The sequence below is a fragment of the Rhodococcus sp. IEGM 1372 genome (assembly GCF_030056835.1).
Classification (GTDB): Bacteria; Actinomycetota; Actinomycetes; order Mycobacteriales; family Mycobacteriaceae; genus Rhodococcoides.
Map to the genome: position 1 here is coordinate 16,734 of NZ_JASHKS010000032.1, position 11,543 is coordinate 28,276.

The 11,543-nt window shown below is 62.8% G+C and carries 11 protein-coding genes; 6 read left to right on the forward strand and 5 right to left on the reverse strand.

Annotation, left to right across the window (positions count from 1 at the left end; genetic code table 11):
- Positions 1–3: 3 nt before the first annotated feature.
- The 6 genes from yidC (at position 4) to QM590_RS20370 (ending at position 7,289) form a co-directional block, all read left to right on the forward strand.
- Complete coding sequence (gene yidC, locus QM590_RS20345; RefSeq protein ID WP_149408164.1) at positions 4–1,095, forward strand: membrane protein insertase YidC; 1,092 nt, start codon at positions 4–6, stop codon at positions 1,093–1,095.
- Positions 1,096–1,120: 25 nt separating this feature from the next.
- Positions 1,121–1,795: a Jag family protein gene (locus QM590_RS20350; protein WP_269596182.1), complete on the forward strand. Its 675-nt coding sequence runs from the start codon at positions 1,121–1,123 to the stop codon at positions 1,793–1,795.
- A 1,728-nt stretch (positions 1,796–3,523) separates the two neighbouring features.
- Positions 3,524–4,201, forward strand: a complete 678-nt coding sequence (gene rsmG, locus QM590_RS20355; protein WP_068047690.1) for a 16S rRNA (guanine(527)-N(7))-methyltransferase RsmG — start codon at positions 3,524–3,526, stop codon at positions 4,199–4,201.
- Between the two features lie 81 nt (positions 4,202–4,282).
- A complete protein-coding gene (locus tag QM590_RS20360; protein WP_149408163.1) occupies positions 4,283–5,293 on the forward strand; it encodes a ParA family protein in 1,011 nt (336 codons plus the stop codon).
- A 4-nt stretch (positions 5,294–5,297) separates the two neighbouring features.
- On the forward strand, positions 5,298–6,374 hold the full coding sequence (locus tag QM590_RS20365; RefSeq protein ID WP_149408162.1) for a ParB/RepB/Spo0J family partition protein: 1,077 nt from the start codon (positions 5,298–5,300) through the stop codon (positions 6,372–6,374).
- A 234-nt stretch (positions 6,375–6,608) separates the two neighbouring features.
- A complete protein-coding gene (locus QM590_RS20370) occupies positions 6,609–7,289 on the forward strand; it encodes a GNAT family N-acetyltransferase (RefSeq protein WP_269596181.1) in 681 nt (226 codons plus the stop codon).
- Positions 7,290–7,323: 34 nt separating this feature from the next.
- On the opposite strand, the gene QM590_RS20375 is transcribed toward QM590_RS20370, so the two are convergent.
- The 5 genes from QM590_RS20375 to sigM form a co-directional block, all read right to left on the reverse strand.
- The gene (locus QM590_RS20375; RefSeq protein ID WP_149408160.1) at positions 7,324–8,517 is read right to left on the reverse strand and encodes an N-acetylmuramoyl-L-alanine amidase; all 1,194 of its coding nucleotides are present in this window, start codon (positions 8,515–8,517) and stop codon (positions 7,324–7,326) included.
- Between the two features lie 136 nt (positions 8,518–8,653).
- Positions 8,654–8,986 carry a thioredoxin gene (gene trxA, locus QM590_RS20380; RefSeq protein WP_068047667.1) on the reverse strand — a complete coding sequence of 111 codons (333 nt, stop codon included), beginning with the start codon at positions 8,984–8,986 and terminating at the stop codon, positions 8,654–8,656.
- A 34-nt stretch (positions 8,987–9,020) separates the two neighbouring features.
- Positions 9,021–10,010: a thioredoxin-disulfide reductase gene (gene trxB / locus QM590_RS20385; RefSeq protein ID WP_094638551.1), complete on the reverse strand. Its 990-nt coding sequence runs from the start codon at positions 10,008–10,010 to the stop codon at positions 9,021–9,023.
- A 126-nt stretch (positions 10,011–10,136) separates the two neighbouring features.
- Positions 10,137–10,865, reverse strand: a complete 729-nt coding sequence (locus QM590_RS20390; RefSeq protein WP_149408159.1) for an RsmA family anti-sigma factor — start codon at positions 10,863–10,865, stop codon at positions 10,137–10,139.
- A gap of 59 nt (positions 10,866–10,924) precedes the next feature.
- The gene (gene sigM / locus QM590_RS20395) at positions 10,925–11,506 is read right to left on the reverse strand and encodes an RNA polymerase sigma factor SigM (RefSeq protein ID WP_094687344.1); all 582 of its coding nucleotides are present in this window, start codon (positions 11,504–11,506) and stop codon (positions 10,925–10,927) included.
- Between the last annotated feature and the right edge of the window lie 37 nt (positions 11,507–11,543).

Genomic DNA, 11,543 nt, shown 5'->3' on the forward strand with positions numbered 1-11,543 from the left:
GCCGTGCTCGACTTCATTTACTACCCGGTTGCCTGGATTCTCTGGGTGTGGCACAAGGTGTTCGGCTTTGTGTTCCAGGATCCCAGCAATGGGTTCGCCTGGGCACTGTCCGTCGTCTTCCTGGTCTTCACCCTCCGCCTGATTCTGTACAAGCCCTTCGTCAAGCAGGTCCGCACCACTCGGCAGATGCAGGAGCTACAGCCGCAGATCAAGGCTCTGCAGAAGAAGTACGGCAAAGACAAGCAGAAGATGGCCGTCGAGATGCAGAAGCTCCAGAAGGAGCACGGCTTCAATCCGCTGATGGGCTGCCTGCCGGTGCTGGCGCAGGCGCCGGTGTTCATCGGTCTGTTCCACGTGCTGCGCTCGTTCAACCGCACCGGTACCGGCATCGGCCAGCTCGGATTGACTCCCGAGGAGAACCGCGAGCTGTCCAACTACGCGTTCAACGTGTCGGACGTGCAGTCCTTCTTGGACGCTCGTCTGTTCGGTGCGCCGATCTCGGCGTGGATCACGATGCCGCAGGACCAGCTCAACGCATTCGCCGTGGGACCGGGCGCGACCATTCCGTCCACCTGGGTCATTGTCGCGGTGTCCGTTCCTCTGATGATCATCGCGGCGATCATGACGCACATGAACTCGCGCGCGTCCGTGGCCCGTCAGAGCGCCGCTGCGGCAGCGAACCCGCAGTCCGCCATCATGAACAAGCTCGCCCTGTACGTGTTCCCGCTCGGTGTGCTGGTGTTCGGTGCCCTGCTTCCCATCGCCATCCTGCTGTACTGGGTCAGCAACAACACTTGGACCTACGCGCAGCAGCACCTGGTGTTCGGAAAGATCGACAAGGAAGAAGCTGCCAAGGCCGCTGCCGCAGTGGAGAAGCGTTCCGAGAATGCGCCGAAGCCCGGTGTGAAGCCTGTGTCGACCACCAAGCCGAAGCCCGGCGCTCGCCCCAAGCTCTCCAAGATGACGCCGACGAGTGATTCGGCGACGGCCGAGACCGGTGAGGGTATCGCCGGTTCGACGTCCGGTGCCGCATCGCCGGCCAAACCGAGACCGCAGGCGAACCGGAACAAGTCGACCAAGCGCAAGCGGCGCTGACCGACGCGTCGAGAGAAGGACGAACATGGCAGCGGACGTAGAAGAAGCTCAGAACGACGAAGTGCAGACAGCTGGGGCGGTATCCGGGGATGGAGCAAGTGACGTGGTGGTCGAGGCCGATCAGGTGAGTGCAGTCGACGTGGAGGCAGACGAGACTCCCGTGGTAGAGAAGTCCGAGGACTCGGGCGTCGTCGAGAACAAGACCGACGACGAGTCGGATGACGACGACGAGGACGACGAGGACTACCTCGTCGAGGAAGGCGAGATCGCCGGCGATTACCTCGAGCAACTCCTCGACGTCCTGGACTTCGACGGCGACATCGATCTGGATGTGGAAGGTGACCGCGCCATCGTCAGCATCGACGGTGGCGACGATCTCGCCAAGCTCGTGGGCCGCAAGGGTGAGGTTCTCGATGCACTGCAGGAGCTGACTCGCCTCGCGGTCCAGCAGTCGACGGGTGAGCGCAGCAAGCTGATGCTCGACGTCGCGGGCTGGCGTGCGAATCGGCGCACCGAACTCGGCAACCTCGGTGCCGAAGCTGCGCGTCGTGTACTCGAATCCGGTGAGCGCGAAGAGCTGACCCCGATGACTCCGTTCGAGCGAAAGATCGTGCACGACGCGGTCGCCAAGATCGACGGCGTCGCGAGCGAAAGCACCGGCGTCGAGCCGGCTCGACGAGTAGTCGTCGTCAAGGCGTAACAGAGCGTCCCCAGTCGATGGCCCCCACTTCGGTGGGGGCCATCGTCGTATCCGGATGTGGTAGATCCTTCGGTCGAATGTCATCGATGTAATTTGCTCGACCATGGCGGACGTCGGCGCGGGTGCGATCGATTTTCTCGCCGGATTCTCGAGATCAGTCATGCACTGCGCTTTCGTCACTGTGACGGCAAAGTCGATGGTGTCTTTCTTACCTGTTGCTCGCCACGGTCGCGTTTGTTTCACGTGAAACAGGCGGCATCCGAAGTGAGCGAATTTGTTGCCGATACGCCCGTGTGAGTTCTGGATTCGGGGACTGTCGTTCTATCTATAGGGTCGGGGTAGAACGATCTCCAGAGCCCCCCTAGGTTCCGAGATCTGAGTGCCGGATCGACACGGTCTGTAGTCGGTGCAGTTTCACGTGAAACATTGCGGGCGATCATGGATGCCTCGACCTATCGACGAGCACGTGCGATCGAGTCGAACGTGGTCCGACTCAGGGAAGGATCGAATCTGACTCCAGTGGGTCTTGTCGGATTCGGCGCCGCTACCGAGCGACGCACTACGGTTCACGCAGTCGACGATTCCGTGACTTCTTCGTCCGACGGTCGATGGAAGCTGCGTCGGTCGGTATTGCCGGTGTACGGAAAATTTGCGACGCCCGATCGATGTCATCTCGATGGTGGATGTATCCGCGGCGATCGAGCTTCAGGGATCGCGCTATCGAAAGTCCGGATGTGTTCGTCTTCATCCGGGCAACGCGGCGGGCGACCTGACGTTCCCGCGACTTTTGCCGATCGAGAATCTTGGCAGTCTCAATTCGAGGGCTGGAATCGGCATGACGAATGTCTGGACGACGACACTTCGAGAGTACGAACGTGTGGGACCGCTGAGCTCGTGGGAAATCGAGACCACCGTGAGCCCGGACGACGGCCGAAGTTCGGATGCACCGAAAAGATTTCCCGGTCGATCGGGGACGCGTCCGAGAATGGAAGCACGCCTGCGGGTGTCCTCCGACTATGTGTGTCACGGCATCGAGGTGCCCGGAACTGTCCTCGTGGTTGCCAGAGACTCGTTCAAATCTCCACCGGCTGACGGTTGTCGATCAACACCTTTCAGAAACGTAGGACTCGTACAGGTACGTAGTTTCACGTGAAACATCCACGAGCCGATCAGTCGTACCTCGCCAGCCGGACGGAGGCATAAATGTGTTCGATTGGAATGGCGTCAGCCGCTCGCGGTACAGGGTCGGTCGGTACTACGCCTGTTGGACCGAGTCCCTGGTTTGTGCAGGTCGGTTATCTGTCGTCCGAGCATGTACGAACCGCTCTTCCGACACCGATGCCTGCTGTCGAGATCCTTGAGAGTCAACGCTGAATACGTCATCGAGCCGTCACGCGGCACTGACGATAGTGAGGCAATGGCAAAGCAGTTTCACGTGAAACAGCGCGGGGCATCGAGACACCCCAGTCGCGGCGGGACCAACTGGCGGGGCCGGCGGACGGGCGGTCTGTCGAACCGTGCGGAGTCGGCAGATAGTCGGACCGAAACAAACGGGAGATCGATTCCGATGGTCCGCCCGCGCTGAGAATCGCGACGGATCCACTCATCGAGGACCCCCGCGCGGCCGGCCACCTGTCGGTCGCGTTGGTACCTGATCTCGGCGGTTCGACATCGATTCGATCGAGTTACAGCGATGTCGTTTGGCGTTCCGTGCCCGGGCACGGGAAGATGTTTCACGTGGAACAAGAAGGCTCGGATAGCAATCAGTTGACGGCCGTGGCGGAGCAGATCTTCGGTGATCGGCTCGAGTTGGCACGGAGGTACCACGACTCGTTGGCTACGGCCGGCGTCGAACGAGGACTCATCGGACCGCGTGAAGTTCCACGGCTCTGGGAGCGACACATCCTCAACTGCGCGGCGATCGGTGAGCTCATCGACGAGGGCGAGACCGTCGTCGATATCGGCAGCGGTGCCGGCTTGCCCGGTATCCCGTTGGCGATCGCGCGGCCTGACTTGCGGGTGACGCTCGTCGAGCCCCTCCTCCGCCGAACCGTCTATCTCGCAGAGTTCATCGAGGAACATGATCTGAACATCTTGGTCGTGCGCGGGCGCGCGGAACAGCCCGGCGTAAAGAAGGAAGCCGGCGGTGCCGATGTGGTCACGTCCAGGGCGGTGGCACCATTGGAGAAGCTCGCCAAGTGGTCGCTCCCTCTGGTGCACGAGCACGGGCGGATGCTGGCTCTGAAGGGATCGAGCGCCGGCGAAGAGATCGAACGCGACCGGACTTCCCTCACCCGGATGGGTGCTGGCAAGCTGGAGGTAGTGGAGTGCGGAGTGGGTCTGTTGCCCACTCCCACCATCGTCGTCAGAGCGGTGCGTGAGCCGCGGAGACTGAGTCGTCACTGATTTCGATCGTGGGCTCACACATCCCGCGCTCGATCCGATCGATCGTATTGAACACAGTCAGTTCCGCACTAAGGAGCACATATGTCGGGTGGGTCCGATCGCGCTGTTTCACGTGAAACAGCGTCCAAGAAGAACGCGTCGAGCAACTCGGGGAAACAGTCGGGGGTGGCGGCCAGCTCCGGGTTCGAGTACACCAACGCGATCTCTCCGAACGACACCCCGATCGGCGCCGCGGCACATCGAGCCAGCCAGGTTCTGCATCCCGGATCGGTGTCGCTGCCGAAGCCGGCGAAGCGACGCATGCTGACGATCGCCAATCAGAAGGGTGGCGTCGGGAAGACGACGACCGCCGTGAACCTTGCTGCCGCGCTAGCCCTCCAAGGACTGACCGTTCTGGTGGTCGATCTGGACCCTCAGGGCAACGCCAGCACGGCGTTGGGCGTCGAGCATCACTCGGGTGTGCCGTCGAGCTACGAGGTCCTCATCGGTGAAGTGAGCGCCAAGGACGCAGTGCAGAAGAGTCCGCACAGCGACAGGTTGTTCTGCATCCCGGCGACCATCGACCTCGCCGGCGCCGAGATCGAGTTGGTGTCGATGGTGGCCCGCGAAGGTCGCCTCAAGACGGCCCTGTCGGTGGAGGAACTCTCCGGTATCGACGCCGACTTCATCCTCATCGACTGCCCCCCGTCGCTCGGTCTGCTGACGGTCAATGCACTCGTCGCAGCGACCGAGGTACTCATCCCCATTCAGTGCGAGTACTACGCGCTCGAAGGTGTGGGTCAGCTCCTCCGCAATATCGAGCTGGTGCAGTCGCATCTGAATCCCGAACTGCACGTCTCCACCGTGATCCTGACGATGTACGACGGGCGCACCAAGTTGGCAGACCAGGTCGCGGAAGAGGTACGCAAGCACTTCGGCGACGCCGTCCTACGCGCCGTGATCCCTCGCAGCGTCAAGGTGTCCGAGGCTCCCGGATACGGCATGACGGTGCTGGATTACGACCCCGGTTCACGCGGAGCGATGAGTTACCTGGACGCCGGACGAGAGCTCGCTGCCCGATCGGCCGGCATCGACGAAGCACGGAAGAAGTGAACAGATGAGTTCCACACGTAAGGGTGGTCTGGGCCGCGGCCTGGCCTCACTCATCCCCACCGGACCCGATGCCGGACCACGCCTCGGCAACGCGGCGGCAGACGTGATCATCGGCGCGGATCGCAACGCCAAGGACCGGCCGGATACGTCCACCAAGCCGAAACGGACTGCACCGGCGGATGAACTCACGGAGACCGCGACGGCACCCACACCGACCCCGCCGGTGCTGAACGGAGACGACCTCTCCCCCGTCGGTGCCGTCTACCGAGAGATCGCACCGGATCGAATCGAAGCCAATCCCAAGCAGCCGAGGCACGTCTTCGACGACGAATCGTTGGCCGAACTGGTCCACTCGATCCGTGAATTCGGGCTCATGCAGCCCATCGTTGTCCGTCTCGTGTCGGGTTCCGCTGCGGCCGGAGATGCAAAATATCAGCTCGTCATGGGCGAGCGTCGGTGGCGTGCAAGCCAGGCAGCCGGCCTCGAGTCGATTCCGGCGATCGTTCGGGAGACCGCGGACGACGCGATGTTGCGCGATGCATTGCTCGAGAACATCCACCGCGTCCAGCTCAATCCGCTCGAAGAGGCAGCCGCGTACCAACAGCTACTCGAAGAATTCGATGTCACGCACGAGGAACTGGCCGCGAAAATCGGTCGGTCGCGTCCGGTCGTGACCAACATGATTCGTCTGTTGAAGCTGCCGATTCCCGTGCAGCGACGAGTCGCGGCCGGGGTTCTGTCGGCCGGACACGCTCGCGCTCTGTTATCTCTGGACGCGGGGTCGGATGCGCAGGAGTCATTGGCGGCGCGAATTGTCGCCGAAGGTCTCTCCGTCCGCGCGACCGAAGAAGCCGTCACCCTCGCCAACCGAGAGGACGGGAAGAGCCCGGAACCGGCGCCCCGGCGCAAGCCCATCCAGATGCCGGGCCTCCAAGACGTCGCCGATCGCCTCTCGGATTCGTTCGATACGCGGGTCACGGTCAGCCTTGGCAAGCGAAAAGGCAAGATCGTGGTCGAATTCGGATCCGTCGATGACCTTCAGAGGATCGTCGAGATGATGGAAGCACAGAAGAAAAAGTAGCCACGATTTTTCAGGACCAGTCATACCCGGTCGAAACGTCACTGTGACGTAGCTCGGTCGGAGGTGGTCCCGAAATCTCAAAATCTGCTCGAAAAGTACTGTGAAACAACACATTTGAATGATCGGCTCCACCCGACGGGTCAAGCGAATCAATCGCCTATCCTGATCGAGGGGCAGATCGGCTCCGATCGAGAATTCTCGCGGTGAACGAGTGCACGAAGGCTGAGGTAAGCGGTGTCGGCGATGGTGACCGGAGTGACGCTCGGTTCGTTCGAGCACTTGCCGACGCATTCGCGGCGGTGCAGCTTCTGGGTACTCGATCCCGCGTCGGAGAGTTCCTCGGTCGATCTCGAATTCGAGAACGAAGTATGGCTGTCGACGATCATGCTCGAATGGGGATCCTGCGGACAGTTGCTGTCCGTCGACGGCAAGACCATCGGCTGCGCGCTCTACTGCCCACCCCGAGCAGTTCCACGAGCCGGCACGTTCCCGACGTCGCCGGTGAGCCACGATGCAGTTCTACTGACTCAGTTGCGAATCGATTCGCCGGATGACGCCGACATGCATTCGGCCACGTTGATCCAGGCCGTCGTGGGCGATCTCGTCAATCGTGGAGTCCGTGCTCTGGAAGCGTTCGGCATTCGACGCAACGCCGACGATGCTGCGCCGGTGGTTCCGAACGCCACGGCACAGCTGATGTGTTCGGCGTCGACGTGCATGATCGAAGCGGACTTCCTCGAGAAGGTCGGGTTCGAGGTGATTGCTCCCCACCACAGATTTCCGAGACTGCGGCTCGAGCTCGATCGCGATCACGGCTGGAAGCAGGACGTCGAATCTGCACTCGAGCAGCTACTGATCGCAGCCAGCATCTCCGTCGTCGACATCGAGCAGAAGTCGACGGTCGGGGCGCGGTGACACCTCACCCACCGACGCGTTCCCGCGCGGTGGTTCAGGGGCGATCGGAAGCAGCGAGTTCCTCGGCGAGCAACTCGGCGAAGGTGAACGTTCCGGTCGGCTGATCGTCCTGACCGAGTAGGTACAGACGCTTGACGGCGATCAGAATTGCTTCGGCGATGATGTCGCGGAAGCGCGGATCGCTGAGCACCTCGACGTCGGACTCGTTGGTGAGGTAGCCGAGATCGATCTGGATGGTCGGCATGTTGGTCAGACGCAACAGATCCCACGTGCGGCCATGGCTGCGACAGTCCAAAAGTGGTGTGCGAGCGACAATTTCACGCTGCACGTAGCTGGTCAGTACCTGACCGATCATCGAGGTGGAGCCGTGCGAGTTACCGAAGTGGAAGCTGGCGACGCCGTTGGCCACGGGACTGGTGCTCGATGCGCAGCGCAGCGAGATCATCAGATCGGCACCCCAGGCGTTGGCGGTCTCGGCGCGGTCGGCTACCGAGGGGTTGGTGCCGCGCGCACGGGACAGGAAGGTCTCCATGCCGGTCGCGGCCATGCGGCCCTCGAGTCGGCTCGCCATATCCCACAGGATCTCGGACTCGGAGACGCGGCCGAACGTTCCGTCGACAATGCGTCCTGTGTCTGCTCCGCCGAGATCTGGATCGATGACGATGCGCTTGCCGGTCAACTGCGGTCCCGATTTACGGACGAGTTCTTCCTCGCTCATGGCGTGCGGGGATCCACCGGTGACGCGCGTGCCGAGAAGGTCGAGAGAGCGCAGAGTTGCCGGTCCGCAGATGCCGTCCGGGGAGAGGCCGATCTCGCGCTGGAACGAGGACAGTCCCTCGTGCGTGCGGGGACCGAAGAAGCCGTCGACGCGCTCGCTGTAGAAACCGAGGTCCTGGAGTCTCGTCTGCAACGAGGCGACGTCGTCGCCGTACAGCGGAGCGGACAGCTGGTAGATGAGGGTTCGAGCGCCGAGGCGGTACGACGCTTCTTTGAGTGCGCGATATGTGGCCGGGCCTACGACGCCGTCGACCAACAGACCGCGGTGCTGTTGGAACGCGCGGACAGCACCTCCGAGGGCACCGTCGAAGACGGAACCGGGAGCCGTCCAGTGGCCGTCGTCCATGGGACCGGGCGGAACTACCGCTTCGTGGAGAAAGCCGAGAGCCGACAGAGTGCCGCGGACCTCGGCGACGGCGGGTCCGGAATCGCCGTGACTGAGTTCCTGCATCCTCGACAAAGCCTCTCGATCGTTCCGACGGCACTCACACCTTGCGGCTGATGTGCCGATGCCGAAGCATCGGCACATCAGATGATTGTCGCAGAAAGACTGGCTTCCGCTGCAATCCACACTGTGTGCAGGTGAGTCAGATAACGCCTTCGAGGTCCTTGAGCAGCGCGGCCTTGCCCTTTGCGCCGACAATTTGCTTGACCGGCTTGCCACCCTGGAACAGGATCATCGTCGGAATCGACATGACCTTGAAGTCGCGAGCGGCCTGCGGGTTGGCGTCGATGTCGAGCTTGGCGATGGTGAGCTTGTCCTTGTGCTCGGCCGCGATCTCCTCGAGAACCGGGGCGACCATCTTGCACGGGCCGCACCAGGTGGCCCAGAAGTCGACCAGGACGGGCTTCTCACTGGTCAGGACGTCGTCGGCGAACGACGCGTCGGTGATGGTGACAGTGCTTTTGTCGTCGGACATTTTCTATCTCCTCGATGTGGAAGTTCGGTGCCTGTCAGGCGTTGACGGCGTCGACCGGCTGGTCGGCGTGTTCGAGCGTGTTGCTGGTGATGTCGCCCTGCTCGGCCAACCACCGCTCGGCGTCGATCGACGCGGTGCAGCCCGTACCCGCAGCGGTGATGGCCTGCTGGTACACGTGGTCGACGAGGTCTCCGGCAGCGAAGACGCCCTCGACGGACGTGGCCGACGTGGGCGACGCGACCTTGACGTAGCCGGCGTCGTCGAGCTCGACCTGGCCCTTGACCAGCTCGTTGCGCGGATCGTGGCCGATCGCGACGAACATTCCGGTCACGTCCAGAGTGGTCTTCTCGCCGGTTTCGGCGTGCTCGAGCGAAAGCCCGGTGACGCTGGTGTCACCGAGGACCTCGAGCACCTTGGTGTCGGTGAGGAATCGAATCTTGTCGTTGTTCTTGGCGCGCTCGAGCATGATGCGCGACGCGCGGAACTCGCTGCGGCGGTGCACGATCGTGACGCTGCGTGCGAAGCGAGTGAGGAAGGTTGCTTCCTCCATGGCCGAGTCGCCACCACCGATGACGGCGATGTCCTGATCACGGAAGAAGAAGCCGTCACAGGTGGCGCAGGCGCTGACGCCGCGTCCGAGCAACTTCTCCTCACCCGGGATGGACAGATAGCGAGCTGCTGCGCCCATGGCGAGGATGATCGCCCGAGCCCGGTAGGTCTCGCCGCCGGCGGACACCGTCTTGATCGGGCCCGTCAGATCGAGCTCCTCGACGTCCTCGGTCCGGATGTCGGCACCGAATCGCGCCGCTTGTTCGCGCATCTGTTCCATCAGATCGGGGCCCATGATGCCCTCGCGGAACCCGGGAAAATTCTCGACCTCGGTGGTGGTCATCAGCGCACCGCCGAACTGTGTTCCCTCGAACAGGATCGGCTCCAGCTCCGCCCGTGCGGCGTAGACGCCGGCGGTGTAACCGGCCGGTCCCGAGCCGACGATGATGAGATCGTGAACCTTGGGGGTACTCAATGCAGACCTTCCGATCATGTGCGGCGTATACGTGCAGTCGACAAGCGAGTGTTCAGCGCACACGCCGGTCGACGTACATCTGGTCAACACCACCCTAGAGGCAGTTGTTCCCCGGTGAGAGATCTGTCAGCCGATATCGCGACGCGTCAGCACGTCCGGGTTCGCAGTGCTGCAGTCGTTGCCCACCGCAAGGGCGATGAACTGTGAGGGCTGTTCTCCGGCGAGGATGAGCAGCGTTCCGTCTCGGCCGTCGACGCGCACTCGACTCGATCCGAGAACGGTGGTGGCCGGATCCACGTCGTTGGACTGCAGACAGGCAGCGAGGTCGGCCGGATCGGCCAATGCTCCGGGATCCCGCTTGCCGATGATGCCGAACGCGAAACCGGAGTCGAGGTCGGCGGAATCGAGCACCAGAGACGAATCCGGAGCCTGAGTGGGGTCGGCAACGATCGATTCGGGCTCGTCCGGAGTGAACACGGCCGCCGCGACAGCAACCGATCCGGCCGTCAGAAGTGCTGCGGCAGCGGCGGTTCCGAGAACCATACGGCGTCTGCGCGGACGGAGCGGAACGACGACGTCCACCGGGGACGTCGATTGCTCGACCGTGTGCAGGGTGCGATCGATCTGTTGGGCGACGTCGGGCGGAATCGACAACGTCCCGGTGGGGTCCTCGCCCAACTCGTGCAGTCGAGCCGAGACGGCGTCGAGACCGGCGAGGATCCGCAGCGAATCCTCGTCGAGGCGAACCAGTGGCCACAGTCGCCTACTGACGTCCTCGGGAAGTGCATCGGCATGCAGATCGGCGAGTAGCTCCGGCGAGAACGGGGCTTGTAGAGCGTCGGTGCTCGACGGCACGATCCTGCCTCCCTTCGCCGAGTCTGCTTTCTCTCTCACACGGTATAGACGCGAGGGGGTCAGATTCGGTTCCCTGCATCTTTCAAGTACGCGAGTTGCGTCGAGAGCTTGAGTCGACCGCGGGCGCATCGACTCTTCACGGTACCGGTGGGAACGCCGAGCAGGTCGGCAGCGTCGGCCACCGAGTAGCCCTCCATGTCCACGATGACGACGGCTGCGCGTTGGTCGGGTGGCAACGTCATCAGAGCCTGCCGAACGAGAATGCTGGTCTCCGTCTCGGAAATTCGATCCCTGGGAGATACGGGCTCGTGACTTTCGTTCTCGCTCAACGGAACCGACGGTCGTGCCTTGTTCCTGCGGATGCGGTCGAGGCAGGCGTTGACGACTATCTTGTGCAACCAGCTTCGGACCGCGGCGTCGGCGCGGAACGACCCGGCCGTGCGATGAGCGGAGAGCAACGCCTCCTGCAGAGCATCGGAGGCGTCCTCGGGCGTGTAGCTGGTGCGCCGAGCCGTCAGCCACAGGTGTTCGTGGTGTCGGTAGATCAGCGTGGCGAAGGCGTTCGGCTCTCCGGCCGCATGAGCAGCCAGAAGCTCCGCATCCGTGCGCTCCCCTGGCGCCGAATCGAAACGTTCGGTCATACGAAAACGGCTCCCCCCGTGTTAACGCATTGGGGGG

Bases quoted from the DNA above. Each gene is read 5' to 3' on its own strand.
- QM590_RS20350 (WP_269596182.1), top strand. From the start codon at position 1,121: ATGGCAGCGGACGTAGAAGAAGCTCAGAACGACGAAGTGCAGACAGCT.
- rsmG (WP_068047690.1), top strand. From the start codon at position 3,524: ATGTTTCACGTGGAACAAGAAGGCTCGGATAGCAATCAGTTGACGGCC.
- QM590_RS20360 (WP_149408163.1), top strand. From the start codon at position 4,283: ATGTCGGGTGGGTCCGATCGCGCTGTTTCACGTGAAACAGCGTCCAAG.
- QM590_RS20365 (WP_149408162.1), top strand. From the start codon at position 5,298: ATGAGTTCCACACGTAAGGGTGGTCTGGGCCGCGGCCTGGCCTCACTC.
- QM590_RS20375 (WP_149408160.1), bottom strand. From the start codon at position 8,517: ATGCAGGAACTCAGTCACGGCGATTCCGGACCCGCCGTCGCCGAGGTC.
- trxA (WP_068047667.1), bottom strand. From the start codon at position 8,986: ATGTCCGACGACAAAAGCACTGTCACCATCACCGACGCGTCGTTCGCC.
- sigM (WP_094687344.1), bottom strand. From the start codon at position 11,506: ATGACCGAACGTTTCGATTCGGCGCCAGGGGAGCGCACGGATGCGGAG.